This is a genomic window from Nannocystis pusilla, from assembly GCF_020073745.1.
GTDB lineage: Bacteria > Myxococcota_A > Polyangia > Nannocystales > Nannocystaceae > Nannocystis > Nannocystis radixulma.
Map to the genome: position 1 here is coordinate 428,348 of NZ_JAIRAU010000056.1, position 25,762 is coordinate 454,109.

The 25,762-nt window shown below is 72.0% G+C and carries 21 protein-coding genes; 5 read left to right on the forward strand and 16 right to left on the reverse strand.

What is annotated here, in order from left to right:
- Positions 1–270: 270 nt before the first annotated feature.
- The 4 genes from K7C98_RS39590 to K7C98_RS39605 form a co-directional block, all read right to left on the reverse strand.
- Positions 271–999: a hypothetical protein gene (locus tag K7C98_RS39590; protein WP_224197120.1), complete on the reverse strand. Its 729-nt coding sequence runs from the start codon at positions 997–999 to the stop codon at positions 271–273.
- Positions 996–1,562: a MotA/TolQ/ExbB proton channel family protein gene (locus tag K7C98_RS39595; RefSeq protein WP_224197121.1), complete on the reverse strand. Its 567-nt coding sequence runs from the start codon at positions 1,560–1,562 to the stop codon at positions 996–998. The genes K7C98_RS39590 and K7C98_RS39595 overlap by 4 nt, the downstream gene beginning before the upstream one ends.
- A 3-nt stretch (positions 1,563–1,565) precedes the next feature.
- Positions 1,566–1,949 (reverse strand): hypothetical protein, encoded by a 384-nt coding sequence (locus K7C98_RS39600; RefSeq protein ID WP_224197122.1) that lies wholly within the window; start codon positions 1,947–1,949, stop codon positions 1,566–1,568.
- Between the two features lie 401 nt (positions 1,950–2,350).
- Positions 2,351–2,839, reverse strand: coding sequence for a hypothetical protein (locus K7C98_RS39605; protein WP_224197123.1), 489 nt, complete (start codon positions 2,837–2,839; stop codon positions 2,351–2,353).
- A 105-nt stretch (positions 2,840–2,944) separates the two neighbouring features.
- On the opposite strand from K7C98_RS39605, the gene K7C98_RS39610 reads away from it, so the two are divergent.
- Complete coding sequence (locus K7C98_RS39610) at positions 2,945–4,132, forward strand: IgGFc-binding protein (protein ID WP_224197124.1); 1,188 nt, start codon at positions 2,945–2,947, stop codon at positions 4,130–4,132.
- A gap of 10 nt (positions 4,133–4,142) precedes the next feature.
- On the opposite strand, the gene K7C98_RS39615 is transcribed toward K7C98_RS39610, so the two are convergent.
- Entirely contained in the window at positions 4,143–4,970 is an 828-nt protein-coding gene (locus tag K7C98_RS39615; RefSeq protein ID WP_224197125.1) for an amidohydrolase family protein, read from the reverse strand.
- 112 nt (positions 4,971–5,082) lie between these two features.
- Between K7C98_RS39615 and K7C98_RS39620 the strand changes: the two genes are divergently transcribed.
- On the forward strand, positions 5,083–5,529 hold the full coding sequence (locus tag K7C98_RS39620) for a hypothetical protein (RefSeq protein WP_224197126.1): 447 nt from the start codon (positions 5,083–5,085) through the stop codon (positions 5,527–5,529).
- A gap of 39 nt (positions 5,530–5,568) precedes the next feature.
- Here the strand turns inward: K7C98_RS39620 and K7C98_RS39625 are convergent, their stop codons facing one another.
- The 5 genes from K7C98_RS39625 to K7C98_RS39645 form a co-directional block, all read right to left on the reverse strand.
- Positions 5,569–6,228, reverse strand: a complete 660-nt coding sequence (locus tag K7C98_RS39625; RefSeq protein ID WP_224197127.1) for a hypothetical protein — start codon at positions 6,226–6,228, stop codon at positions 5,569–5,571.
- Positions 6,225–8,003, reverse strand: a complete 1,779-nt coding sequence (locus K7C98_RS39630; protein ID WP_224197128.1) for a protein-arginine deiminase family protein — start codon at positions 8,001–8,003, stop codon at positions 6,225–6,227. The genes K7C98_RS39625 and K7C98_RS39630 overlap by 4 nt, the downstream gene beginning before the upstream one ends.
- Positions 8,004–8,089: 86 nt before the next feature.
- The gene (locus K7C98_RS39635; protein WP_224197129.1) at positions 8,090–8,869 is read right to left on the reverse strand and encodes a hypothetical protein; all 780 of its coding nucleotides are present in this window, start codon (positions 8,867–8,869) and stop codon (positions 8,090–8,092) included.
- 60 nt (positions 8,870–8,929) lie between these two features.
- Positions 8,930–10,051: an immunity protein Tsi6 family protein gene (locus K7C98_RS39640; protein WP_224197130.1), complete on the reverse strand. Its 1,122-nt coding sequence runs from the start codon at positions 10,049–10,051 to the stop codon at positions 8,930–8,932.
- Between the two features lie 9 nt (positions 10,052–10,060).
- Entirely contained in the window at positions 10,061–11,074 is a 1,014-nt protein-coding gene (locus K7C98_RS39645; protein WP_224197131.1) for a PAAR domain-containing protein, read from the reverse strand.
- A 179-nt stretch (positions 11,075–11,253) separates the two neighbouring features.
- On the opposite strand from K7C98_RS39645, the gene K7C98_RS39650 reads away from it, so the two are divergent.
- Positions 11,254–13,209: a hypothetical protein gene (locus K7C98_RS39650; protein WP_224197132.1), complete on the forward strand. Its 1,956-nt coding sequence runs from the start codon at positions 11,254–11,256 to the stop codon at positions 13,207–13,209.
- Positions 13,210–13,323: 114 nt separating this feature from the next.
- Here K7C98_RS39650 and cysD read toward each other — a convergent pair whose 3' ends face one another.
- Both cysD and K7C98_RS39660 read right to left on the reverse strand, forming a co-directional pair.
- The gene (gene cysD, locus K7C98_RS39655) at positions 13,324–14,229 is read right to left on the reverse strand and encodes a sulfate adenylyltransferase subunit CysD (protein ID WP_224197133.1); all 906 of its coding nucleotides are present in this window, start codon (positions 14,227–14,229) and stop codon (positions 13,324–13,326) included.
- A 10-nt stretch (positions 14,230–14,239) separates the two neighbouring features.
- Positions 14,240–15,217 carry an FAD-dependent oxidoreductase gene (locus K7C98_RS39660; RefSeq protein ID WP_224197134.1) on the reverse strand — a complete coding sequence of 326 codons (978 nt, stop codon included), beginning with the start codon at positions 15,215–15,217 and terminating at the stop codon, positions 14,240–14,242.
- Positions 15,218–15,549: 332 nt separating this feature from the next.
- Between K7C98_RS39660 and K7C98_RS45290 the strand changes: the two genes are divergently transcribed.
- Entirely contained in the window at positions 15,550–16,884 is a 1,335-nt protein-coding gene (locus K7C98_RS45290; protein ID WP_224197135.1) for an Ig-like domain-containing protein, read from the forward strand.
- Positions 16,885–17,295: 411 nt separating this feature from the next.
- Positions 17,296–18,672 (forward strand): Ig-like domain-containing protein, encoded by a 1,377-nt coding sequence (locus K7C98_RS45295; RefSeq protein ID WP_224197136.1) that lies wholly within the window; start codon positions 17,296–17,298, stop codon positions 18,670–18,672.
- A 27-nt stretch (positions 18,673–18,699) separates the two neighbouring features.
- Here K7C98_RS45295 and K7C98_RS39675 read toward each other — a convergent pair whose 3' ends face one another.
- The 4 genes from K7C98_RS39675 to K7C98_RS39690 form a co-directional block, all read right to left on the reverse strand.
- Complete coding sequence (locus K7C98_RS39675; RefSeq protein WP_224197137.1) at positions 18,700–18,846, reverse strand: hypothetical protein; 147 nt, start codon at positions 18,844–18,846, stop codon at positions 18,700–18,702.
- A gap of 267 nt (positions 18,847–19,113) precedes the next feature.
- Positions 19,114–20,901, reverse strand: coding sequence for a signal peptide peptidase SppA (sppA, locus tag K7C98_RS39680; protein ID WP_224197138.1), 1,788 nt, complete (start codon positions 20,899–20,901; stop codon positions 19,114–19,116).
- A gap of 59 nt (positions 20,902–20,960) precedes the next feature.
- Positions 20,961–21,659, reverse strand: coding sequence for an RNA polymerase sigma factor (locus K7C98_RS39685; protein ID WP_224197139.1), 699 nt, complete (start codon positions 21,657–21,659; stop codon positions 20,961–20,963).
- Between the two features lie 324 nt (positions 21,660–21,983).
- On the reverse strand, positions 21,984–25,762 hold a 3,779-nt coding region (locus tag K7C98_RS39690; protein WP_224197140.1), incomplete at its 5' end, for a serine/threonine-protein kinase.

Sequence of the window (25,762 nt, forward strand, 5' to 3'; positions counted from 1 at the left end):
GTCGTTGCGCGCGCATCGGTGGGGCTGGCGGCGGCGGTTGAGTTCACGCACGCGGCCGCGAGGACGGGCGTCTGGTCCGATCGCGGGGAAAGGACGGCTGCGACGCCGTTGCACGGCCGCCGCGGCGCCAGGAAGGCGAGTGGCCGTGGCCGTGGCCGCGGGCGCGGTCGGAGGCGCCGATGCGGCTGGCTCAGACGGCATGTTCGATGGGACCTGTCGTGAAGGGCATGGCAGATCGAACATGTCCTGAGGGCGGCCGGTCGCCGCGGGTCAGCGCGGGCACGCGAGCGAGTGGGTCGCCACGCCCTCGCCGTAGATCTTGTGCTCGGGGAAGCGATCGCGCAGCTGCTCCTCGAGCTTGCGCGCGACTCGCCAGGTCGCGCGTTCGTTCTGGCGCACGATCGTCATGGCGTTGCCGCCGCGGGTGCGTCGCAGGGCGTCGACGAGCCCGGCGCCGCCCTCCGCGAGCCAGTCCTGCAGCTCGGCGCCCGCGGCGGGGACGGCCCCGCACGAGCGCCAGGCGCCCGCGAGCGGCTCGGTGCGGTAGCAGCAGTGGTTGACGACGTCGTCGCCGACGAGCTCGCCGTCGACCTCGATCTCGAACACCGAGAAGTGATCGAGCAGGCGGGCCAGCACCTCCTGGCGGCGCAGGACCTCGTCGCCGGGGGTGGTCGCGGTGGCGGCGGCCTGCTCGGCGGTCGCGCGCAGGCGCTCGAGCGCGGACTGCAATTCGCGCTGGGCCTCGGCGGCGCGCGCGAGCTCGGCGCGCGCGGCCTCGGCGGCGCTGGTGGCCGCGGCCTCGGCCTGCTGCAGCCGGGCGAGCTCGCCGGGGTCGACCTGCTGCGCGCGCAGCCGCTGCAGCTCGGCCTGCAGCTGCGCGGCGCCGTGCGCCGAGGCGTCGAGCTGGCCCTCCTGGATAGTGGCGAACACGAACAGCACCACCATGAACACGTCGAGCAGGGGCAGCAGGTCGAGGGCGTGACGGCGGCGGCGCTTCACGAGCCGGTCCTCTCGGGCGGTTGCTCGAGCCCCTCGAGCAGGGCCTCGCGGACGTGCTGCGAGGCGCGCTCGAGCAGGCTCTCGCACGCGCCGGCGATCAGCGACAGGGCGATCGCGCCGATCAGCCCCCAGAAGGTGGTGCCGAGGGCCATCGGCAGGCGCGCGCGGAAGCCCTCGAGGTCGGTCGGATCGGCGCTGACCAGCGCGAACACGGTGCCGAGGATCCCGAGGTGCACGGACAGCTGGGCGAACCGCTCGACCCAGCCGATGCGCTCGCCGAGGCGGATCAGCGTGCGCGCGGCGGGCTCGACCTGCTGACCGCTCAGCAGGCGCGCGAGCTCCTCGAAGGAGAGGTCGACCACCGGCGCCGACTCGAGGCGGCGGCGAATCGGGTGATCGGCGGCCAGCTGGGCGCCGATCTTGCGCAGCACGATCAGGCCGCCGGCGAGGACGTCGCGCTGGCGGGCGGCGCCGCGCAGCCAGCCGAGAGACAGGGCGGTCATCGCCAGGGTCGCCGCGAGGACGACGATGCTGAAGGGGTCGAACAGCGCCTGCCAGAACACGCGCTACTCCGAGATCACCTGGACCGTGGCGCCGCGACGCCGCAGGCAGGTCCGCAGGTCCTCGACGACCCGCTGGGCCCCCGCGGTGGCCGCGAGCTCGACGATCGCGCCGGGGATCTGTTCGCCGCACACGTCGTCGCAGCTGCGGAGCTCCCTGGCCCCGCCGAGGCGGCACTGCTCGCCCTGCACGACGATCCGGACCCTGGCCTCCGCTTTTGCTTCTGCAGCGGGCTCCGCCTTCGGGGTCGCCTGCTCCTTCTGGCTGAGCGCGGCCACCGACAGCCCGAGGCCGGCCAGACAATCGTTGAAGTAGCCGACCCCGAGGGCGACGAGCACCGCGAGACAGGCGAAAAAACCGACGCGGGCAGGACGAGAACGGCCGCTCACCGTGGCGACGATGACCCAGCGGGCCGCGGCGCGCAACCACGTCGGACTCGAGCGGGCGGCGCGCCTCATGCGCAATCGGGCCCAGGGCCGCGGCGAGCGCGACAGGACCGGAATGTCGGCGAATCGGCTCGGGGGCGGCGGGCGCACGGGCGCGGGCCCGGAGCGAGCGCGTCGCGGCGGGGGAGGTCGATCGAGAGATGTTCAAGAGGACATGTTTTAAGGGGCATGTTCGTTGTGGGATGCATCTGTGGCTGGAGCGGTCCGCCCGCGGCTGCGGAGGTCCTGGCCGCCCAGGCCCCGGCGTGCGGCCCGGGAAACCCAGCGGGTGCGATCCCCTGTGCGAGGGCATGCGCGGTCGTGTGGCGGTGGCGAGCGGCTTGCGATCGTCGCTGGGTTCTCCGCTAGAGTGCGCCTATCAGGGACGACTGCATGTTGCCTATCAAGAATCTCACCGCTGCTTTCTTCGGCTTGCTCGCGCTGGGCGCCTGCGGGGACAGCGGAGGCCGCGGCGCCAGCGGGACGGGGGTGGCGACGATGACGGGGATCGCGACCTTGCCCGGCACGTCGGTGTCGACGAGCGAGACGGGGACCGAGACCGCGGCGCCGCCGACGACGGGGGGCACCGAGCAGGGCACGACCGTGGCGCCGACGGTGACCGGCGACAGCGATTCGGCCGACTCGGTGACGTCGATCGGGCTGTGTACGCCGGGCGAGCTGCAGTGCGACGGGCCGACCGCGTTCCAGATCTGCTCGGACGACGGGCAGTCGTGGGAGGGGCCGACCGAGTGCGGTCTCAACGAGGTGTGCGACTTCGGGCTGTGCAAGTCGCTGTGCGCGAAGGCGCAGACCGACGCGTCCTCGGTCGGTTGCGAGTACTTCGCGGTCGACAACAACAACGACCCGGTCGAGGCCTACGACTCGCAGCCGTACGCGGTGGTGGTGTCGAACGTCGACCCGGTCAAGGCCGCGAACGTGCAGGTGAGACCCACGACGGGGTGCAGTGGACGACGATCCAGCAGATGGCCGTCGGGCCCAACACGCTGCACCAGTTCGACCTGCCGGATCGACACATCGACTACACCGGCGTCAACCCGCGCGGCGCGTACAAGGTCCTCAGCGACGTGCCGATCATCGCCTACCAGTTCCAGCCGATCAACGGCGAGACGTCGTACACGAGCGACGCGTCGCTGCTGCTGCCGGTCAACGTCTACGACCAGTACTATTACGTGGTCGGCTGGGGCGAGAGCAGCTTCGGCAACGCGCAGCTCAACATCGTCGCGGCCAAGGACGCGACGACGGTGACGATCACGCCGGCGGTGCAGACCGACGCCGGCGGGGCGATCCCGGCGCTGCCGGCCGGGCAGCCGTACGTGCTGCCGCTGATGAACGAGGCCGACGTGATCCAGATCGAGTCGTCGACCAACATGCTGTCGGGCACGTACATCACCTCGGACAAGCCGATCGGGGTGTTCTCCAACCACTGGTGCGCCAACGTGCCGGACTCCGGCACGTGCTGCTGCGACCACCTCGAGGAGCAGGTGTACGGGCTGCAGACGTGGGGCAACACCTACGTGGCCAGCCGCTTCCCGGTGCGCAACAACGGCACGCCCGAGGCCTCGTACTGGCACCTGTTCGCGGCCGAGGACGGCACCGAGGTGCACATCGACCGCCACCCCGAGGTCACGGGGATCCCCGCCGACGACTTCACGATGACGAAGGGCCAGCTCATCACGATGACGGTCGGCGGCACCGCGGCCAACCCCGGCGACTTCGTGGTCACCGCGAACAAGCCGATCTACTTGATGCAGTACATGTCGTCGTCGGCCAACACCAACGTCCCGCCGCTGCAGGCCGGTGACCCGGCGATGGCCCAGGGCGTGCCGCTGGCGCAGTTCCGCTCGAGCTACGTGATCCTGATCCCGAGCAACTGGCTGAACGACCGGATCGTCCTGACCAAAAAGACAGGTGCCAGCGTCACCCTCGATGGCGTGCCGGTCAACCCGGCTGCGTTTACCAAGGTCGGCGCGTCGGAGTGGGAGGTCGCGCGCGTACCGGCCGACGACGGGGTGCACGTGCTGACGGGCGACCAGGCGTTCGGGGTGATCGTGATCGGCTACGACGAATACGACTCGTACGCCTACCCGGGCGGGCTCGACCAGAAGCAGATCAACCCGCAAGGGTGAGGGCTGGCCGTCACGGCAATTGGAACACGCGGCGCGCGTTGCCGGCGAGGAACAGGCCGCGCGCCTCGTCGTCGAGCCCGAGCGCGTCGAGGCCGGCGAGCGCGCGCGCGGGGCTGATCATCGGCCAGTTGGTGCCGAACAGCACCTTCTTGCGCCCGTGCGCCGCGATGTACTGCACGAGCGCCGGAGGGTAGCGCTTCACGGTATAGGCGGAGGTGTCGATGTACACGTTCACGTGCTTGGTGCACACGGCGATCATCTCCTCGGTCCACGGGTAGCCGATGTGACCGCCGACGATCACGAGCTCGGGGAAGTCGAGGGCGACCTGGTCGATGTAGGGGATCGGTCGTCCGACCTCCGAGGGCTTGAGCGGGCCGGTGTGGCCGACCTGCGTGCAGAACGGGACGCCGAGCTCGCAGCACTCGGCGTACAGCGGATAAAACCGCGGGTGCGTCGGCGGCAGCTCCCACAGCCATGGCAGCACGCGCACGCCGCGGAACCCGAGCTGCTTGACGCAGCGACGGAGCTCGCGCACGGCCTCCATCGGCCGGGTGATGTCGACGGAGCCGATCCCGACCAGCCGGTCGGGCGCCTGCGCGACCCATGTCGCGACCTCGTCGTTGCTGACGAGCGGACCCATCGGTCCCACCCACGCGCTGATCAGGCCGCGCGTGACGCCACCCTCGTCCATCCCCGCAAGCGTCGCGGCGAGCGGCCACGGGCCGGCGAAGTCGTCGCGGGTCCACCGCTTCAGCGAGTCGAGCCACGGCTGCGCCATGAACCGCGGGGTCGGGTGTTGCATCCAGGCGTCGATGATCGTCGGCGAGGCGGAGCTCATGTGCGTCGCTTATCGCCGTGGTCGGGGCGAGTCAATACGGCCGCGAGCGTCGCGAGTCGGCGCGCGTGGGGCCCGTTCTCCGGTGCCGGCGAGTTCGCTACCATCGCGCGCGATGGACCTCGCGGCCGCCCTCGCCCAGCTGCTCCCGATCTCCTCCACGCATTACTCGCTCATGTTCGTCGGGGGGGCGATCGACCCCGAGAGAGGCAGCCTGGTGGCGACGGTGCGGCTGGTCGTCTGGGACGTGAACGGCGAGGAGCGATCGATGGGCGACATCAAGGAGCAGGAGGTCGAGGTCGTCCCCGCCAAATCCATCGACGATCCGCGCCTGCCCGCGTACTTCCAGGGCTGGGCCGAGGCTTTGCGCGTCGCGTTCGCGCGCCTCGACGAGGTGATCGCCGCCGAGGGCGAGGCCGCGGCGGGCAACAGGGTCGAGGAGGCGCTCCCGTGCGACATGTTCTGCCCCGAAGTCCTCGCGCTGCGCCGGCCGCAGACCGCGGAAGAATTCGCCGAGGCGCTGCTGTCGAACCGCAAGCGGCTCGGCTGGCTGCTGCCGTAGGCAGGCGACGCGATCACGAGCGCGTCGATGTGGACCTGGTCAGGGCCGCGGGGGGCCGTCTGCGGCCTCCTGGCGCAGCCTGGACCAGATCCGCAGGAGCTCGGCGCTGCGCGGGTCGAGGCTGCCGCGGGCGCGCACCGCCGCCTCGACCGCGAGCATCCGCGCCGCCAGGGCCGGCTGCACGTCGGCGGCCGGGAGGTCGCGCAGCGTGTTGGTCGCCGCCTCGATGAAGTCGATCGGCGCGACCTCCTGCATGAACGTGAGCACCGGCTCGACCGACTCCGCCTTCGGCACCGCGGCGATCATCTCGAGGAACGTGATCACCTTCCATTGCGGCCACAGGTCGCCGAACTTGAGGATCACCTCCCAGCACAGCGGCAAGATCGCCGGCCCGTAGTCGATGCGAGCTCTCATCCCGTACCGGGTCCAGATCCGCGAGATGCCGGTGACCTTCTTGCCCTCGGCGGCGACGTTGACCCGGTCGAGCTCCGCGAGCACCTGACGATACAGCGCGGCGTGCTCGCTCCAGCCGCGGACGATCGCGGCCAGCGTCCGCCACAGCCAGTCAGGGTCGCCGGCGTAGGCCGGCAGGTAGGTCATCACCGCCGTCTGGTCGGCGAGCACCCGGCCGCGCCGGCGCGCGTAGTCCTCGCCGTGAAGCACCCGCAGCGCCGCGAACTCTGGCCATTTGTGAATCATACCTGCTGCTCCCACCACCAGCGATCGATCGGCGGCTCCCGCTTGCTGTTGGTCCCGCAGTGGATCTCGCCGAGATTGACGTGATACGTGAAGAAATCGTCGACGAACTCGAGGTCGACGCCGGTCTCGGCCGGGGGCCCGAGCGCGGTGCGGATGTGGCGCTCGAACTGGCACACCCCGTCGACCTCCGGCCCGAACGGCTTGGGGATCACCAGCCGCGCCGTCTTGTCGGGTTTCGTCAATACCAGCATGTTGACCACCCCTGGCGTGTACGCGACGAACAGATAGTTTTCGGTCTGCATGAACAGCACCGGCAGCGGGATGAAGTCGGTCTCCGCGAGGTCGAGCTCGTCCATGAGCTTGGTCTTGACGCCATCGATGTGGCCCTGCACCGTCGTCTGCACGTCCATGAAGGACGAGTCGCCGAGCACATCGTCGACGGTGCGCAGGTAGTAGTTGTCGTACAGATCCTGCGGCGTCGCTTCTCCCGGCGTCCGATCGGGCCGCGGCGGCGGCGGCGTGAGCCGCAGCAGCGGCGCGGTGCCCTGCCGCGCCGCCTTGAGTCGGCGCAGGATCGTCACCGCTTCCGTCGGACTGGCGAGCGCGACCTTGAACTTCTTGGGCGCGTTCGTCATCGGCACGAACGACATCACCTCGTCGACGTGGCCGACCTCCAGCCACCCGGTGTTGAGCGCGAACGGCTCCTGGACCTGCTGGGCGTCCAGGAAATTGACGACATCGCGCTGCATGTTGCGCCGGGCGGTGCCGCCGGGGTGCTCGCCGTAGACCAGGCGGCCGAACTTGTACTCCTTGCCGCGACGGCTGTGGGTGAACGGCGGCGAGCACTCGAGGTTGCCGAACGAATCGAGGGAGCCGCCGCTCTTGCTCGGCGGCATGGCCTCGACCCACCCGAAGCCGGGCTCGAGCATCCGCTCGCGCGGGTAGCGGTCGATGAGCCCCCAGCCCATCTCGCTGCGATCGTTGGCGGTGCGCAGCACGACCGGCAGGTGGCGCGCGGCCGGGGGGCCGGTCCGCGGCAGGCTCGAGAACCCGATCTCCATCGCGTCCTGAAGCCAGCGATCCGTGCCGTGCGGTGGGCCTGCGACCTCCGGCGGGGGCAGCCCGGCCGCGGCGACCTGGGCCGCGAGGTCGCGGCGAAACTCCGCGTTGTCGACCGCCTCGCCGACGTACACCCGCGTCGTCGGGTCGAGGTGGTTGAACGCGATCCACGGCGCGACCCGCAGCCGGACCTGCTCCTCGTGCGTCCCGGACCCGCCCCGCTCGATCCGCAGCTTGATCACGACCTCGCCGTTGAAGCGGCCCTGAGCGTACATCACGGCCTCGACCCCGAGCTCCTTCTCGGTGAAGTTCAGGTCCGGCAGCGGCCAGCTCTGCACCGCCGCGGTGCCGCCCTCGGCCGGGTTGCCGATCCCCGCGCCGAGCACCTGCGCCGCCCCGCTGCTGCGGCTCTCGAACACCCGCACGCGCGCCGCATCCTCGGGCGAGACCTCGAGGAACCCGCGCCACGAGCCCGGCGCCGGCGGGTGCCCGGCGACGCGCCGGATCACCAGCGGGGCGATGTCGTCGGGATCGGGCGACGCGTTGATCTGCGCGTCCTCGTTGTCGCAGCGACGACTCCGATCCTCGTCGTCGTTGTTGCACAGGATGATCGCGCCCTTGCTGCCGGGGCCCCACGCCCAGCGGTCGTTGTGGCTGCGATCGTCGTCGACGACGCCGTCGCGGTCGGCGTCGACGTGCAGGTGATACTCGACCATGCACGCCTCGACCGTACTGTTCGGGCGGGTCGCCGCCGCCGGCCCGCGCTCGCTCTGCCCCCGCTGGACTCCGCTGCCTAATCCCATCACTCCCCCTCGGCCCAGAATCGATCGAGGCACCCGGTCGCCCCGCGCAGCAGCGCTTCGATCCGCGCCCGCTCGTTCGCGCTGCCGACCTCGGCGAGCGCCCGCCCGGCCCACGCGAATTGCGGATCGCGATGAAAATCGGCGCCGAACATCACCGCGAGACCGACGAACAGCGCCTGCCCGCGCTCGCTGGTCAGCGCGAAGCTCCGCGCCTTCGCCAGCGCCTGCTCGACCGTCCGGACCAGCGCCGGCTCACCGATGTCCGCGCACCTGGCCGGGAACACCTGGCGGAGCAGCGCGACCAGCCGGGCCCGCAGGTCGAGCCCCGCCTCGTCGCTCTGCGCGCGCTCGGGCTGCGCGAACCGCTGCACCTGAGCCGCCGCCCGACCGGGCTGCGAGCGGCCCGCGGCGTCGAGGTCGTCGCCGGCCGTGCGGTCGAGGTGGCCCCAGGCCGCGTCGCGGAGCCGGTCGACCCGCACGTACTCGCCGTCGCCCGCGCGCAGCGGCTCCACCGCCCACACGTGCTGCGGATCGTCGTCGAAGCCGCTGCCGAACATCAGCATCAGCTCGATGTAGATCCGCTTGCTGCGCTCGGAGACCAGCCCGTACTGCTCGGCTCGCTCGTGGCCGACGACGATCAGCTCGCGGAGCTCGGGATCGCCGACGATCCGCAGGTGCCTCGGGCTGAACCGCTTGAGGTGCGCCAGCATGCGCGCCTCGAAGTCCGCGAGCGCCGCGCGCTCGAACGCTCCCCGCTGGATGGCGCTGATCTTCAACATCGCTCGCCGTCGACCCTCCGCCCTCGTCGGCGCGTGAATGCGCGTCGAATCATGCAGGACTCATTCGATGACGCCCATCCGGAGATGGGGAGCGGATCGTTCGAACAGGACCACGTCGACTGCTTTTAAAAGCTCCGACTTCTGCTCGGGCGTCATCACCTCGACGAAGGTGCTCAGCACCCGTGGATCGTAGAAGCGAAAGAACATCGGCCTCGCCTCGCCCTCGACCTCGACCTTGAGGAATTGGCGAAAGTGGCGGCGGACCTTGTCGAAGCCGGCGCCGCTCTCCACATAAAGACCCCAGGCGTCGCCCCAGCCCTCGGTGACGAGGCGCTCGAGCAGCCACGAGCTCGGTTGCAGGTGTACGAGGTAGGGAGCGATGTCGTCGAAGGCGCGGCCCTGTTCGCCGTCGTAGAGCGAGGCGTAGGGGTCGATGCTCTCCTCGACGAGCTGGAGGGCGCGGTCGGAGCGGGCGGCGTCGATGATGGCGTAGAGCTTGCCGGTGTCGCAGCGGCGCTCGAGCTCGGCGAGGGCATCGCAAGCGGCGGCGGACGGGGCGATGGGCCCGGGGGGCGGAGTGTGGTCCTCGACGAGGAAGCGATAGGTCGTGCGGACGGCGGTCATCCAGCCGCGGTTGGCCATCTCGCCGTACCACGCCGACCCACCATGGATCGCAAGGCGGTGCGAGCCCTCAGCCTGGACGTGGGCGCTGACGCCGTCCCAGAGGATTTGAAAGTGCGGGGAGCCGGCGGGGTCGCCGTGGACGACAAAGTCGGCGCCGGCGCTGCCGACGGTGCGCGGGACGCCGAGGTCGAGCACCAGTTTGCGGTAGGTCTCGCGCCCGGACCACACCTGCAAGACCCCGCGGCGGCGCACGGGCGGGCCGGCGGGCAATTGGGGGTAGCGGCGAAACGTGTAGTCGAGCTCCTCGAGCTGGTCGGCGTACTCCGGGTCGATGTCTTCGAGGTTGCGAGCCGCGAGCGGGCCGAGGGTGGTGTGCCGGCGATCGTCCTCGTGAGGCACGCGGCCGTTCCTGGTCTGCTTCGCGATGAATTGCAGCTGGGCCTCGATCTGCTGCAGCAGCGGCCAGCGGGAGGGGTCGAGCGCGCGGGTGCGTCGGCGGGCCTCGGCGAGCACCTCGGCGAAGGCGTCGCGCGACAGGATCCGCATCACGTCGGCCATGGTGTCGCCTCAGACGTTGCGGCTGGAGACGTGGAAGATCCGCGGGACGTACACCTGGGTGCCGCCGCCCTCGCACGAGATCTGCTCACCGGGATCGGTGGCGGTCCTGGGGAAGGTCCAGGTGTCGATCACGGCGGCGGCGGTGCTCTTGAGGCCGAACGCGGGGGCTTCGCCGTACTCGACGGTTCGCCTGTCTCTTGGGACAGGTGTACCGTCGGGCCCGGGGACGATCGCGGAGGTGCCGAGCTGTTCGGGCGTGAGGTTCGGGTCGAGCGCGAAGTACTCGCCGTTGGCCCCGCCCGGGTAACCGCGCTGGTGAAGCGTCCGGGCGGCGACCGCGATCACCTCGACGGGCCGCGAGAGGTCGATCGCGCGGATGTGCGAGGTCAGCCTGCTCGGCTTGAACTTCTCACCGGCGTGGGCGGCGTAGAACTGATATGCGACGGCGACTCGGGCGGCGACCCGTTCGCCGTCGAGGCCGTCGTTCAGGTTGGGCTGGGCGGCGAGCGCCTCTTTGTTGAGCAGCGAGCTGGCGAGCAAGTCGCGACCGAGCTCGGCGCCGGGCGGGGCTCGGTCGTCGTCGAGGGTGGCGGTGTCGGGATCGGGCGGGATGACCTCGGCGGAGTCATCGTGATCGTCCATCTCCAGGCGCCTGCGCTCGCACTCCTCGCAGAACGGGGTGCCGCGCTGCGCGGCGCCGCGAAAGGTGAAAGCCTGGGTGGAGTCGCCGATCACAACAGTCGGGCAGCCGGCGGCGATGAGGTCGCCGGAGATGTGTGAACCGGGGTCGGACCGGCGGGCAGCCTGGCGACTGTTGATCAGTACGGTGGCGCTGCCTCGCCTGATCCTGTCGGTCGGGCCGATCGGAAAGCAAACGACGCTGTCCCCCTCGCGGGCGGCGGGCAAGAACCCGATGATCACGTTGGCGCTGCCGCTGAAGATCGGGCCGCCGACGTGCGGGACGGGGCCGGGCTCGACCTTCGGGCACACGTGGAAGTCGCTGATTCGAGCGGCGTCCGGCATGGATCTCGCGAGCCTATCATGGGCCGAACACGACGGCGGAGACGCGCTCTGCGGCCCGTCGTGCAGGCCGAGATCGCGCCGGGCGGGCGCGAACACGGGGCGAGGCGAGGTCAGACCGGACATCGAGATCCCCGATTGACGGGCGCAGGCGTTCGCGTGCATGCTGCCCGTTCGTCGGCGTGTCGGCCTCGTTCTCACCGCAGATCGGCGAGCGCTTCGCCGGTCGCTATGAGCTCATGTCGCCGCTCCGGAGCGACGGCGCGGTGCGGGCGTTCCTGGCGGCCGATCACCATGCGGGCCTCGACGTCGCGCTGTTGCTGCTCGAGCCGGCGTGCGCGCACCCGAACGCGTGGGCCGCGTTCGCCCGGGTCGTCGCCGCGGCGACGGCCGGCAAGATCGCGGGGCTGGTGCTGCCGCAGGGGGTCGTCAGTGCGCCGCCGGTGCCGCCGTTCTGCCTGGCCGAGCCGCGGACACTCCGCGGATTCGACAAATTGCGCGACCAGGGGCCGATGTCGTGGCGGCGCGCCTTGATGCTCGGCGAGCGCACGGCCGAGATCCTGCTCGCGGCCCACGCAGCGACGGGCGTCGCTCACCGGGCCCTGACGCCGTCGCGCTGCACTGTGACCGTTCGCGATGACGTCAAGGTGCTCGACTTCGGGATGGCCGAGCTGGAGCTCGGCCGTCGGGACGAGGCCGGCTATCGGGCGCCCGAGCAGCGGCAAGGAGGCGGCGACACGCGCAGCGACGCCTATGCGCTCGCACTCATCCTATTCGAGCTGATATCGAGCCAGAAGTCGGCCGGAAAGACGCCTCCACCGCTGCGCTCGCTCGTCGCGGTGCCGCGATCGGTGGACGAGTTCATGGCCAGGGCGCTGTCGCAGGATCCGGCGCAGCGGCCCGATCTCGCGGCGATGCGCGCGGGGCTCCGCGAACTGCTGGGAGTCGCCGTGGCGCCGGTCGAGGCGACGCCTGCGGTTGCTCCGCGGCCCGATCCCATCTCCCCGGTCTCGATGATCTCGGCGGCGCCCGCTGCGACGCCGCGGAGCAAGCCGGGAGCTGGGGTCGGAGCGGGACCGGCTCTGGCGAATGTCGCCAGTCAGCCGGCGCGGCCATCCGCACGTCCTGCGGCGCTGTCGGCGGCTCCGCTGATGCCGAGACCGCAGGTCGACCCGCCGCGGCCGCCTCCGACGGTCGCGCCGCGGGGTGACCTGCCGACGCTGCACGAGAAATTGGAAGCCATGCGCCGTCCGGCTGTCGCCGACAGGACGGAGATTCTCCCCCCGATCTCGGCTCGGGCAGCTGCGGTCAGCGACAGGACGGAGATTCTCCCCCCGATCTCGGCTCGGGCAGCTGCGGTCAGCGACAGGACGGAGATTCTCCCCCCGGCCTCGCCGGCTCGGGCAGCTGCGGTCAGCGACAGGACGGAGATTCTCCCCCCGATCTCGGCTCGGGCAGCTGCGGTCAGCGACAGGACGGAGATTCTCCCCCCGGCCTCGCCGGCTCGGGCACCTGCGGTGACCGACAGGACCGAGATTTTCCCGGTCTCGCCGATTCCGGCACCTGCGGTGACCGACAGGACCGAGATTTTCCCGGTCTCGCCGACTCCGGCATCTGCGGTGAGCGACAGGACCGAGATCGTCCCGTCGGTCCACCGTCCGACGCCGGCGAATCTCGAGCGGACCGAGATCGTGGGAGCGGGAGTCACCACTGTTCGCGAGGAGGAGAAGACCGCGCCCGGAAAGGGGCTCAGGGGTCCGCTCGCGCTGGCTCAAGCGAAAGCGAGCGCAGCGGTCCCGGTGGCGAGCCCACGATCGATCGCCGGCGACGACCCGTCGACGGGGACAATCGCCGAGCCGCCGCTCCCGGCCGATACGACGCTATTGTTGCCGCCCGAACCGGCACGCCCGGTCCCGACAGTCGGGCCGCCACCATTCGACCCGCCGCCCCGGGAGCCGGTCGCAGTGCGGCCTACCGCCGAAGTTCGAGCACCGGCTGCCGATCCGGCCGAGGCGACGGCGGCGCGAGCGTCGAGTTCGAAACCGGCGGGGGGTCGGTTCAACAAGGCGTCGATCTGGATCTCCGTCCTGTGCTTCGCGGGGCTCGTCGTCGCAGTGCTGTGGCTGCTGATGACCTGAGCGCAGACGGCGTCGCGCTGCCGTCTTGGTTCCGCGGCAATGGGGCCCCAGGACCCTCGCCAAATATCGGAGTGTCTCTCGAGCCATGTCCCGAGAGACATCTCCTGGCATTCGCTAGAAGTAGCCCTCTTTCTTCTTCTGCTCCATGCTGCCGGCCTCGTCGTAGTCGATGAGGCGGCCCTGGCGTTCGGAGTGGGTGGCGACCAGCATCTCCTCGATGATCTCGGGGACGGTGGCGGCGGGGCTCTCGATCGCGCCGGTGAGCGGGTAGCAGCCGAGGGTGCGGAAGCGGACCGTGCGGAGGGTGGGGACCTCGCCGGGGTGGAGGCGCATGCGCGCGTCGTCGACGGCGATGATGGCCCCGCCGCGCTCGACGCAGGGGCGCTCCCTGGCGAAGTAGAGCGGGGTCAGCGGGATCTGCTCGAGGTGGATGTACAGCCACACGTCGAGCTCGGTCCAGTTGGACAGCGGGAACACGCGGATGCTCTCGCCCGGGTTGACCTTGCCGTTGTAGATGCTCCAGAGCTCGGGCCGCTGGTTCTTCGGGTCCCACTGCATCTGCTTGTTGCGGAACGAGTAGACCCGCTCCTTGGCGCGCGCCTTCTCCTCGTCGCGGCGGGCCCCGCCGAACGCCGCGTCGTAGCCGCCCTGGCGCAGCGCCTTGACCAGCGCCTGGGTCTGCATCGCCGCGCTGTACTTGGGGGTCGGCGTGTCGAACGGGTTGATGCCCTCGGCCAGCGCCTCCTCGTTGGTGTAGACGATGAGGTCCATGCCGTGCGAGGCGGCGAACCAATCGCGGTACTCGAGCAGCTCGCGGAAGTCCCAGGTGGTGTTGATGTGCAGCAGCGGGAACGGCAGCGGCGCCGGGTGGAACGCCTTGCGCGCGAGGTGCAGCATGCAGGCCGAGTCCTTGCCGCCGCTGAACAGCAGGACCGGCCGCTCGAACTCGGCGGCGACCTCGCGGATGATGTGGACGCTCTCGGCCTCGAGCTGGCGCAGGTGGGTCAGCGTTTGGGACATGGCGGAAGGTTCAGGTGTGAAGGAGCAGGTGAGCGGCCGCGGCGGCGCAGCCCCACGAGAGGGTGACGCCGGCGCCGCCGTGGCCGTAGTTGTGGACGACGACGCCGCCGGGGCGGGCCTCGAGCTCGAGGCGGACGGCGGGTCGCGCGGGGCGGAGGCCGACGGCGACCGAGACAATCTCGGCGCCGGCGAGCGCGGGCTCGAGGCGGGCGCAGCGGGCGATGATGCCGGGCGTGCGCGCGGGGTCCGGGGTGGTGTCCTCCTCGCGCTCGTCGGCGGTGCCGCCGAGGACGACGTCGTGGCTGCGCGGGACGATGTAGGTGATCCCGCCGCCGCTGTACTCGTCGATCCACACGCGAGAAAGCCCGGGGTTACGCACCCTCACCACTTGCCCACGCACGGCGTAGACCGAGGGATCGGGGACCAACTCGCGGGCGCCGAGGCCGGTGCAATCGACCACCCGCGGACAGTCGCGCAGGGCCTCGTCGAGGTCGGCGTAGGCGTGGACCCGCAGCTCGCCGCCGGCCGCCTCGACCTGGCGCATGAGCCAGGGCAGGTAGATCGGGGTCTCGACGACGTACGAGGTGAATCGATGGCCCGCGCCGTAGCCGGGCGGGAGCGCGGCCGTCGGCACGAATTCGAAGTCCGGCAGGTCGCTGGCCCAGGCGGGCGGCGGGGCGAATTGCGGGAACACCTCGATCGTGTCGCGGCGGGTGACGCCGGCCTCGGGGGCGGCGCGCGCGAGCTCGGCGAAGCGCTCGTAGCTGGCGCGGGCCCACGGTGCCACCATCGCCTCGGGGTACGCGCGATAGGGGTACCAGAAGGCGGCGGCGACGGCCGAGGTGGTGCCTGCGAGATAGGCCCGGGCAGCCACGCGGACGCGTCGGCCGGCCTGCAGCAGGCACAGGGCGGTGGACAGGCCCGCGACGCCTCCGCCGAGCACGAGAACGTCGGTGGCGGTCGATTGCTCGCTGGGGCGGGCGGCCATGCGCGGCGTGAATGTAGCCGAGGCGCCCGGCGGGGGGCAGGGCGGGCCGGGTGCGTCAGCGCAGCGGCGCGCAGGGGCATGCGCAGCGTCACACGCGCCGGGTGGTGGGGCCCGCGGAGACGGGGGTCAATGCCCCTTCCCAGGCAGTCTGCGAGCGCAGAGTGTCAAGGCTCGACCGCTGAAATTATCGCTTGAAGCGCGGGCGAGGGATTGCCTAGGGTGGACGTTGGGTAAACCTCATGATCCCGCCGTTCGCCATCCTTCGATCGCATCCCGGGGCCGCTGCCATCGGGGTGTGCCTGTTGAGCTCGAGCGCGATCGCCGCGCCCGTCGTGCAGCCGTCCGCTGCGGCAGAGGCGCCGGAATCGCCGGAGCCGCAGGCGTGGCGCGCGACTCCGCTGGTGCCGCCGGCCGAGGTCCAGCAGGGCTTCGACCTGACCGACCGGGTGCGAGCGAGCGCCGCCGGGGTCGCGCAGGCCAACGTGTTCTTCCTGAACTACGACGGCGTGACCCTGAAGCAGGGCGGTCAGGACAACTCGGCCACCAACACCACGGTGTTCGGCGAGTTCGCGACCACGTATCAGCCGTACGGCGCCGGCAACAAGCGGGCCGCGTCGCTGCAGGCGGTCAAGTCCGACTGGGCGCCGTACGACGTCACCATCACCGACGTGCGCCCGGCCAACGGCCTTTATACGATGTGCGTCAATTCGCCGACCAACATCTTCGGCGGCGGCGTGCTCGGGGTGGCGCCGCTCGATTGCAACGACAACATGGCGGCCAACATCGTGCTGGCATTCCACTCGGCCAACGATCAGTTCTCGGCGGCGACGCAGGCGACGACGATGAGCCAGGAGATCGCCCACGCGTACGGGCTCGAGCACGTCAATCAGCCCAACGACATCATGAACCCGTACAACGCGGGCGGCGATCCGAGCTTCCTCGATCAGTGCCTGAACCTCGACGGCGGCGGCAACCCGATCCAGTGCGGGCAGCAGCACAACCAGTTCTGCAACAACGGCCAGCAGAACTCGCACCAGGAGCTGCTGTGGCTGTTCGGCACCTCGACGCCGGATCCCCAGCCGCCGGTGGTGACGATCACCAACCCGAAGAACGGCGACGAATTCGCCGCGCCGGCGACGATCACGATCACGGCCGAGGCGACCGACAACATCGGCGTCGCCGAGGTCAACCTGTTCATCGACGGCATGAATCAGAACGCGCCCGACTTCACGCCGCCGTATCAATGGGCCGACGCGACCTTCCCCGAGGGCACCTACTGCGTGTCGGCGTCGGCGGTCGACGACGAGCCGAACATGGCGATGTCGCCGGAGGTCTGTTTCTCGGTGGTGAAGCAGGGCGAGGGCACCACGTCGCCCGGGAGCACCAGCGGCGAGGAGCCCGACCCGACCACCGGCACCATTCCGACCACCAGCGGGGGCGAGACGGGCGTCGAGACCGGCGAGGAGCCGGAGCCGGAGCCGGAGCCGGAGGACAGCGATTCGGGCAACGACCAGGGCGGCGGGTTCGACAGCTCCGCGCTGCCGCCCGGGTTCGGCCAGGACGGCGGCGACGAGGGCTGCGGCTGCGCCCAGCCGACCGGTCCGGGCGCGACCGGGCTGCTGCTGCTGGCGGCGTTCGGGCTGATCCGCCGGCGGCGACGCGACTGAGACCGGAGCGACCGGAGTGACCGGGCCCAGGCCCGCCGTGCGCGGCACGGTGGGCCTTAATTGCTCCTGGAGTCGGCGCAGAGTTCGCGGTTTACGCTGTCAAGGCGCGTCTAGCGCGTAAACAGCCCGGCGCGGCGTTCGCTGCGCAAGAATCTGCGCAGTCTCACGTCGAGACCCCAATTCCCTCCAACACGGCGCGGCGACCTCCGGAGGGCCGGCGGAATGTCCGCACCGCGTGAATGATGCGTGGCGCCGCGAAAATAAGGCTTGAGTGCGGTGACATGAATTGCCTATGTGTAATGCCGTACCGGAGCGAGGCACATGTCATTGTCCACCGACCGCCGTGCGCGCATTGTCGTCCTGTCGCTTGCGACCTGTCTCTTGAGCAATGTCGCGGGTGCGGCGCCATATGTGCAATCCCCCGCGGCGGAGGCGGCGCCCGAGCCGACCGCGTGGCGCGCCGCGCCGCTGACGCCGCCGGCCAGTCAGGCGACGACGCGGCTCAAGGCCGACGTGCCGCCGACGGCGTTCGGGCAGGCCCAGACCAATGTGTTCTACCTGAACTACGACGGCGTGACGTTGAAGCACACCGGCAAGGACGACGCGAAGAAGGACGAGACGGCGTTCGCGGAGTTCGAGGCCAATTACAAGCCGTACGGCGAGGGCAACAAGCGGGCCGCGTCGATGCAGGCGGTCAAGGCCGACTGGGCCGCGTACAAGGTGGTGATCACCGACGAGCGGCCGCAAGAGGGCGAATACACGATGTGCGTCAATTCGCCGACCAACGTGTTCGGCGGCGGCGTGCTCGGGGTGGCGATGCTCGACTGCGAGGACGCGAAGGTCGCGTCGAACGTCGTCCTCGCGTTCCACAGCGCCAACGACAAGTTCTCGGCGTCGACCCAGGCGACGACGATGAGCCAGGAGATCGCCCACGCGTACGGGCTCGAGCACGTCAACGAGCCCGACGACATCATGAACCCCTACAACGCCGGCGGCGACCCGAGCTTCCGCGACGAGTGCCTGAAGCTCGACCCCAAAACGCCGGTCCACTGCGGCGATCAGCACAAGCAGTTCTGCGACAAGGGCCAGAACTCGCACCAGGAGCTGATCTGGCTGTTCGGCAGCTCGGAGCCCGACGCGGAGCCGCCGACGGTGGCGATCACGGGCCCGCAGGACGGTCAGGAGTTCATGGCGCCGGCGAGCGTGACGATCACGGTCGAGGCCAGCGACAACGTCAACGTGGCCCAGGTCGACCTCTACGTCGACGGCGTCAACCAAAACGCGCCGCTGACGGCGCCGCCGTACGAGTGGAAGGACGCGATGTTCCCGGCCGGGACGTTCTGCCTGACCGCAGAGGCGCGCGACGAGGAGCCCAACCTGGTGATGTCCGACCCGGTGTGCTTCACCGTGGTCGAGCAGGGCGAGCCGGGCGGCGACACCGGCGAGGAGCCGGGCGGAACGAGCGGCGGACCGATGCCGGGAGATCCGGGGGCGGAGACCGGCGGGAGCGAGCCGCAGGGCGGCGAGACGAGCGGGGCGCCCGAGACCGGCGGCGACTCCGGGGGCGAGGGCGACTCCGAGGGCGACAGCGACTCGGGCGAAGCGGGCGGTGATTCGAACGCCGGCGGCCCGGTGACGCCGCCGGGGCCGCTGTTCCCGCCGGGGTGGCCGCACGGCGACGACGACGACGACAGCGGCTGCGGCTGCACGCAGGAGCCGAGCCCCGGCGCGGCCGGGCTGGTGGTCCTGCTGGGGGCGTTCGCGGCGCGTCGGCGCCGCCGCCGGTGAAGATGTCCCGAGGGACAGGAATAGCCCTCACGCGCACGAGGTCCAGGTTTTAGCTGTCCTGAAGGGCATGTTCGACGAGCGGGCTGCATCGCCGCACATGCCCTTCAGGGCGGTCTTCTTACCGCCGAACTTTGCTGCTCCGAAGGACATGTCCGCCGCGCGCACGGCGGACATGGCTTCGGGGCAGCTGCTTGCGCTCGCGCGCATGACGAGGGCCGCGGGTGAGGGACGCCCGGTCGGGCGGCGAGGAATGTCCTCGGGGACATGTCTCGCCGCTCTGAATGCCGTGTCGGTGCCGCGGTGCGAACGGCGGGAACGGCGAGCTGTCCCCGGGGACAGCTCACCGGGGGCCGGTGTGAATGCCGTGTCGGTGCGAACGGCGGAAGGAGAGCTGTCCGCGGGACAGCTCTCCGTTCTCGCGTGTCTGTCCGGAGGGACAGGTCAGTCGCCGAGGGCGACGGGCGGGGTGCTGACGGCTCCGTGGGCGCCGGGGCCGAGGCCGAGGGCGCGCAGCTCGGCGGCGACCGGGCGCAGCTCCTCGGCGAGGCCGATGGCGACCTGGACGTCGGCGGCGACGGCCTCGCTGTTGTCGCCGTCGCCGCCGCCGAGGAGGGCGCCGAGCAGGCCCTTCTCCTCGGGGTAGACCTTGAGCTCGATGTCGGCGTCGGCGGCCAGGCCGGCGGCCTCGCGGGCGAGGCGAAGGGCCACGGGCCAGCCGCCGAGCTCGTCGACGAGGCCGAGCTGCTTGGCGTCGGCGCCGGTCCAGATCCGCCCCTTGGCGACCTCGCGGACCTTCTCGATCGGCAGGCCGCGGCCCTCGGCGACCTTGCTGGTGAAGTCGAGGTAGACGCGGTCGAGCCAGCCCTGGAAGCGCTGCCAGCCGCCGGCGCTGTAGTCGTGGTTCTCGCTGAAGAAGTCGCTGTTGGCCGAGCTGTTGATCGAGTCGTAGGTGACGCCGAGGCGCTCGAACAGCTGGCGGGTCAGCATCTTGCCGCCGAGCACGCCGATCGAGCCGGTGATCGTGCCGGGCTGGGCGACGATCTTGGTCGCGTGCATGGCGACGAAGTAACCGCCCGAGCCGGCGACGTTGCCCATGCTGACGATGAGCGGCTTGCCGGCCTGCTTGGCCCGCACGGTCTCGCGCCAGATCGTGTCGGAGGCGACGTAGGAGCCGCCGGGGCTGTCGACGCGGAACACGATCGCCTTGACCTCGGGGTCGTCGATGGCGGCGCGCAGGGCCCCGGCGACGGTCTCGCTGCCCATGGTGGCCTCGCGGAACAGCGGGTCGAAGCTGCTCTTGCCGCGCGCGACCGGGCCGATGCCGTAGACCACGGCGATCCGCGTGCCGCGGGTGTGGGGCCGGCCGGCGCGGTCGAGGTAGCGGTCGTGCCACAGCAGCTCGGCGCCGGCGCCGGCGCGCTCCTTGACGGCGGCCATGACCTCGTCGCGGTAGCCGAGCCGGTCGACGAGGCCCTCCTCGTGCGCCTCGGGGCCGAGGAACGGGCCGCGATCGATCAGCGTCCGCACGGCCTCGGGGGCGAGCTTGCGGCCCTCGGCGATGTCGGCCACGAACTGATCGAACATGCTCGAAAGGACAGCCTGGCTGGCCTCCCTGTGCGCCGGCGTGTAGGCCCGCTCGGTGTAGGTGTTGAGCGCGTTCTTGTACTCGTGGCGGTGATCCATGCGGACGCCGACCTCGAGCTTGTCGAGCGTGCCGCGGTAGAAGCTGCCCTGCATCATCAGGCCGTTGAGGCCGACGTCGCCGGAGGGCTGCAGCCAGATCTCGTCGAACGCGGTGGCGAGGTAGTAGCCCTGGTTGCCGGGCCCGAACTCGCCGAAGGTCTCGGAGAAGGCGACGGCGAACTTGCCGCCGGCGCGGAAGCCGGCGATCGCGTCGCGCAGCTCCTGGGTGCGGGCGAAGCCGCTGCCGGCCCCGCCGACGTGGGCGACCAGGCCGACCACGCGGTCGTCGGTCCTGGCCCGCTCGAGCGCGGCGACGAGGTCGTCGACCGTGGGCCCGCCGCCCCCCAGCGCGCGCGCGACCGGGTCGTCGGCGGCGTGCTCGAGGAAGGGCCGCTCGAAGTCGATCTCGAGCACGGTGCGCGCCGGGACGCCCGGTCCGCCGCAGGTGCAGCGCACCGAGACGGTGAGGAGCACCAGCACGACGACGGCGGTGGACAGGGCGCCGATGACGGCGAAGAACCGGAGGGTGCGGGACGGTCGGGTCATGCCGGGTGTCGCTGAAACGGGCCAGGGCGGCGCAGACGAGGCTCGCGGCGCGCGGCCGCTCAGGTGGCCGCAGCCGGCGACGCCGGCGGCTCGTCCGCGCCGCCGCCGTCGTTGTCGTCCTTCGCGGTCATGCGTGAGACCGCCGCGCCCTCGCGCAGGGTTTCACCGAGCTGCTTGGCCCAGCCGTCGAGGTCGCCCATGGTGCTCTCGAGCTGGGTCTTGCTGAGCGTGATCGACTCCATGATCTCGCGCAGCATCTCCTTGGCCCGCCGCAGCCGGCTCTTGACGGTGCCGGACGGGATCTCGAGCACGGTCGCGACCTCGGTGGCCGACATGTTCTCCCAGTAGTGCAGCTCGAGCGCGATCTGGAGGTCGATCGGCAGCCGGCGCAGCGCCTCGTGCAGGAGCTTCTGCTCGTTGTGCTTGGCGACGACGGTGCTCGGCGAGGGATCGAGGTCGAAGAAGGACTTCGACTCGATGTCGAGCTCGTTGTTGAGCTTGCGCCGGCGCCGGTAGTGGGCCAGGAGCTCGAGCCGGGCGACGCCGAACAGGTAGGTGCGGAAGGTGCTGGCCCCGCGGAAGCGATCGCGGGTCTCGACGCACGCGAGCAAGGTCCGCTGCATGACCTCGTCGGTGTCGTCGCCGACCTTGTTGCGCAAGAACCGGTGGATGCTCTCGAAGTGGCGGTCGAACAGCTTGCTGCCGGCCTGCAGGTCGCCGTTACGCCAGGCGTCGAGGAGCTCGAAGTCGTCGGACATCCCCGCGACGGTAGCACGGCAGGGCCGGTGCTTCGCCGGACCGGGCGCGTAGAGCCGGATCACGCGCGACGAACGGGGGAGAAGTGACCGCAAGAGCGGCGTCCGCAGGGCCCGTGCGTGACGGACCCGCAAGCCGAGAGCGCGCGACGGCTCTGCAGGGGCGGGCCGTGAGGTCGTGAAGCCGGCAGGGGTTGGACGGCTGCGCCGTCGGCAGGAGCCGGAGGCGCCGGCGCGCGGTGTCCATTCGGCGCCGCGCGTGCTTGCTCGTCGATGGCCGGGCGACGGCTCGAGCGCGGGCGACACGGGGTGCCGACAGGCAGGCGCTCACTTGTTCAGGGCCGGAGCGAGCAGGCTGGCGAAGCAGTCGGGGCGGAACACGCCGAGATCCTCGAGGACCCGGCGCGGCTCGCTGTCGCCGCGGCCGGCCAGCTGCGCCTGCCGGAGCGCGGCGGCGGCCCGGTGCGCGGCCATGCCGGCGGTGGCGAAGGCGTCGCAGGCGGTCTGCAGCAGGTTTTGCGCGCCCGCGACGTCGCCGGCGAGTCGGCGCAGACCGGCGCGCAGGAGCGCGGCGTGACCCCCGGCGTTGTCGCGCTGGAGCGCGTCGGCGGCCCGCTCGACGGCCCGGCGCAAGCCCTCGCGGGCCGAGCCGGGCGGGCCGGCGGCGAGGGCGGCGAGGGCGGTGCGGCCGGTCAGCTCGGTGGCCTGGGTGCGCAGCGGCTGCACGCGGCCGAGGCCGCTGCGGGCGAGGGCGGGGGCGGCGGCCTCGACGCGGGCCCACGCGCCGGCGGCGTCGCCCGCGGCGAGCAGGGCGTGGGCGTGGGCGCCGAGGATCTGGAGGTGCTGCAGGTGAAACTCGCGCCCCTCGGCGGCCGGCCACGAGACGGTGCACTCGGCCGCGAGCGCCTGGGCCTCCTCGGGCTCGCCGGCGGAGGCGGCCAGCCAGGCGGCGAGCGAGCCGCAGGCGACCATGGCCGCGCGGTCGTCGGCGAAGCGGGCGGAGGTGAGCAGCGCCGGAACCTCGTCGTTGAGCAGGTCGTAGCGCCCGAGGTGCAGCAGGGCGCGGAATTGGCACAGGCGCGCGAGGGTCGACACGCCGGGCAGCTCGGGCGCGTGCAAGGTGCCGGCGCGCAGCAGGGGGCCGGCGAGCGACAGCGCGCGCGCCGGATCGCCGCCGGCGGTCTCGGTCAGCAGGTCGACCAGGTCGCACAGGTCGGCGATGCCGGCGGCGCCGCTGGAGCGCGCGAGGGCGCGCGCGGAGGCGAGGATCGGGTCGAGCTGGGCGCGCGCGCTCGCGCCTCCGGGGGCCAGCAGGCAGGCCTCGAGCGCGAAGGCGCGCGCGACCCGGCGCGTCTCGCCGGCCCGCAGGGCCAGCAGGAGGTGGCGCGCCTGGGCGTCGGCGGCGGCGCTGGGGTCGACGACGAGGGTGGACAGGGCGGCGGCGAAGCAGAGGTCGACGCGGGCGAGCTCGCGGCGGTCGACGTCGGCCTCGGCGCGCGGGGTGAAGTCGAGGCCGCGGACCATCTTCTGCCCGCGCCGCCACAGCGCGCCGAGGCGCGAGCGCACCGAGCTGTCGCCCGCGGGCACGCCGGCGGCGGCGAGCGCCCGGGTGAGGACCTCGAGGCCGCGGGTGATGTGGCCGGCGGTGATGAAGTGGGCCGCGGCGGCGCCGACGAGGGCGAGGTCGCCGTCGGCGTCGCCGCCGGTGCGCGCCGACAGATAGGCCTCGGCGGCCTCGCGGCTGTGGCCGGCGCGCGCGAGCGTGTCGCCGAGCTCGCGCGCCAGCGCCGGGGTGGCGCCGGGCGGGGCGAGGTCGCGGGCGACGCGGAGGAAGGCGCCGGCGCGCAGGAAGTCGCCGGCGTCGCGGAAGAAGCTGGCGGCGCGGCGGGCCAGGGCGAGCGCGCGGGCGGTGTCGCCGGCGGCGCGCAGGTGCTCGATGAGGGCGAACGGGTCGGTCTGCGGGTCGCGCTCGAGCGCGGCGGCGAGGCGGCCGTGGAGCTCGCGCAGGGCCGGGCCGTCGAGGCGGATCAGTACGGCCTCGCGGGCGCGCTCGTGCTGGACGTCGAGCACGAGGTCGCCGGCCTCGCCGAGCAGGTCGCTGCCCGCGGCGGTGAAGCTGCGCACGAGGCCGGCGGCTTGCAGCTGGTGGAGGTCGGCGAGGCCGGCGTTGCCCGCCCCGCCGAAGCCGGCGACCGCGAACGCGACGCCCTGGGCGAGCGGGCGCCCGGCGACCGCGAGGACCTCGAGCAGGCGTCGCTGCGAGGCGCTGAGGCGGGAGATCCGGATCTCGATCAGCTCGTCGAGGGTGACCTCGGGGGCGCTGCCGGCCCCGTGGGCGACGAAGCGGGCCAGCTCGTGCAGCAGCTGCGGGCTGCCGCCGGCCTCGGCGGCGACGCGCTGCAGCCGCTGGGCCGGGGTGTCGGGGCCGAGCAGGATCTCCGCCAGCGCGTCGGTCTCGTCGGGCCCGAGCGGGGCCAGCTCGACGACCTGTATCGAAGACCCTGCCTGTTCGACCATGTCCTGAAGGACACTCAGGGCGCGCAGCGCCGGGCTGTCGCTGTCCTCGCTGCGGTAGCTGGCGATCAGCAGGGCGCGCGGGGCCTCGGGCGGGCGCAGCAGCTCGGCGAGGGCGCGCACGCTGTCGGCGTCGCCCCACTGCAGGTCGTCGATCCACAGGACCAGCGGGCGCCGGCCGCCGAGGCCGACGAGGAGCCGCCGCAGCGCGCGGAAGGCCGGGGTGTCGGGGCGCAGCGCGGCCCGGAGATCGCGCCGCGACGGGATGGTCGAAGGGACAGGTGTGACGGCCGCCACGGCCGGGGCCTGGTGGAGCACCGGGAACAGGGCGACCAGCGCCTCGATCTCGAGCGGGAGGACGGCGGCGACCTCGGCCTCGTCGCGCTGGCGCAGCTGGCGGGCGAGCGCGTCGACGAGGCTGTCGAGCGCCTTGTACGGGACGGTGTCGCGCTCGTAACAGCGGGCCCGCAGGACGGCCGCGCGCTGGCGCAGGCCGTCGGTGACGTGGCGGACCAGCGCGCTCTTGCCGAGGCCGGCGCGGCCGTGCACGAGCACGACCGCGGGGCCGGCTTGCGGCGGGTTCGCGGGCGCGGGCGTGGTGCGCGAGCCGTAGGCGCCGGGGGCGGTGGGGGTCGGCGCCGAGCCGGGGCGGGCGGAGAAGCTGCCCGGGGCGCCCGGCGGGATCGTCGGCGCGCGGGCGGAGAAGCTGCCCGAGCGGGCGGAGAAGCTGCCCGAGGCGGTGGGCGAGCGCGCGCTGCCCGAGGCCGCGGGCGAGGCGAAGCTGCCCGAGGCGGTGGGCGAGCCCTCGGCGGGCGGCGAGGCGGCGGTCGGGGCGTGCTCGATGGCGTCGAAGGCGAGCCGGAGCGCGCGCACCTCGGCCGCGCGGCCGACGAAGCTGCGCGCGCCGACGTGGGTCGCGGCGGGCGACAGGTAGGCGGCGGCCTGGACGCGCTGCAGGTGGCTGCGGTCGGCGTGAAACAGGGCCAGCAGCTCGGCCGCGGACGGCCTGGCCTTCGGGTCAGGTTGGAGCAGGCGCACGCAGACGGCGTCGAGGTCGTCGGGGATCCCGGCGACCAGCGAGCGCGGCGGGGGCGGGGCCGACTGCTGCTTGCGCTCCATCATGCGCGCCAGGTTCTCGCCGGAGTAGGGGACGCGGCCGACGAGCGCCATGTAGAGGGTGGCGCCGACGCTGTACCAGTCGCTCGCGGGCGTGCGCGCGCCGCCGACGGCCTGCTCCGGGGCCATGTACGCCGGCGTGCCGACCACCAGGCTGCCGGCGGTCGACTCGAGGGTGCCGACGGTCTCCTCGCCGACGAAACCGAAGTCCATCAGCACGACGCGGCCCTCGGGGGTGACCATGACGTTGGTCGGCTTGATGTCGCGGTGGAGCTTGTGGCTCTGGTGGAGCGCGAACACGCCGTCGACCAACTGCGCGAACACGGCCCGCAGGCGGGCGAAGTCGGTGACGGGAGTGGCGCTCGGCGCCTCGGGAGCGGCCTCGACGCCCCACAGATACGTGAGCAGCGGCGAGCCGCGGATCAGCTCCATCGTGAAGAAGTACTGGTCGTGGTCGCGATACATCTTGTGCAGCT

Excerpts from the sequence above, each read along its gene's own strand:
- K7C98_RS39620 (WP_224197126.1), top strand. The coding sequence starts at position 5,083 with ATGGACCTCGCGGCCGCCCTCGCCCAGCTGCTCCCGATCTCCTCCACG.
- K7C98_RS39640 (WP_224197130.1), bottom strand. The coding sequence starts at position 10,051 with ATGGCCGACGTGATGCGGATCCTGTCGCGCGACGCCTTCGCCGAGGTG.
- K7C98_RS39675 (WP_224197137.1), bottom strand. The coding sequence starts at position 18,846 with ATGTCCGCCGTGCGCGCGGCGGACATGTCCTTCGGAGCAGCAAAGTTC.
- K7C98_RS39645 (WP_224197131.1), bottom strand. The coding sequence starts at position 11,074 with ATGCCGGACGCCGCTCGAATCAGCGACTTCCACGTGTGCCCGAAGGTC.
- K7C98_RS39615 (WP_224197125.1), bottom strand. The coding sequence starts at position 4,970 with ATGAGCTCCGCCTCGCCGACGATCATCGACGCCTGGATGCAACACCCG.
- K7C98_RS39685 (WP_224197139.1), bottom strand. The coding sequence starts at position 21,659 with ATGTCCGACGACTTCGAGCTCCTCGACGCCTGGCGTAACGGCGACCTG.
- K7C98_RS39660 (WP_224197134.1), bottom strand. The coding sequence starts at position 15,217 with ATGGCCGCCCGCCCCAGCGAGCAATCGACCGCCACCGACGTTCTCGTG.
- K7C98_RS39630 (WP_224197128.1), bottom strand. The coding sequence starts at position 8,003 with ATGGTCGAGTATCACCTGCACGTCGACGCCGACCGCGACGGCGTCGTC.
- K7C98_RS39625 (WP_224197127.1), bottom strand. The coding sequence starts at position 6,228 with ATGATTCACAAATGGCCAGAGTTCGCGGCGCTGCGGGTGCTTCACGGC.
- sppA (WP_224197138.1), bottom strand. The coding sequence starts at position 20,901 with ATGACCCGACCGTCCCGCACCCTCCGGTTCTTCGCCGTCATCGGCGCC.
- cysD (WP_224197133.1), bottom strand. The coding sequence starts at position 14,229 with ATGTCCCAAACGCTGACCCACCTGCGCCAGCTCGAGGCCGAGAGCGTC.
- K7C98_RS39635 (WP_224197129.1), bottom strand. The coding sequence starts at position 8,869 with ATGTTGAAGATCAGCGCCATCCAGCGGGGAGCGTTCGAGCGCGCGGCG.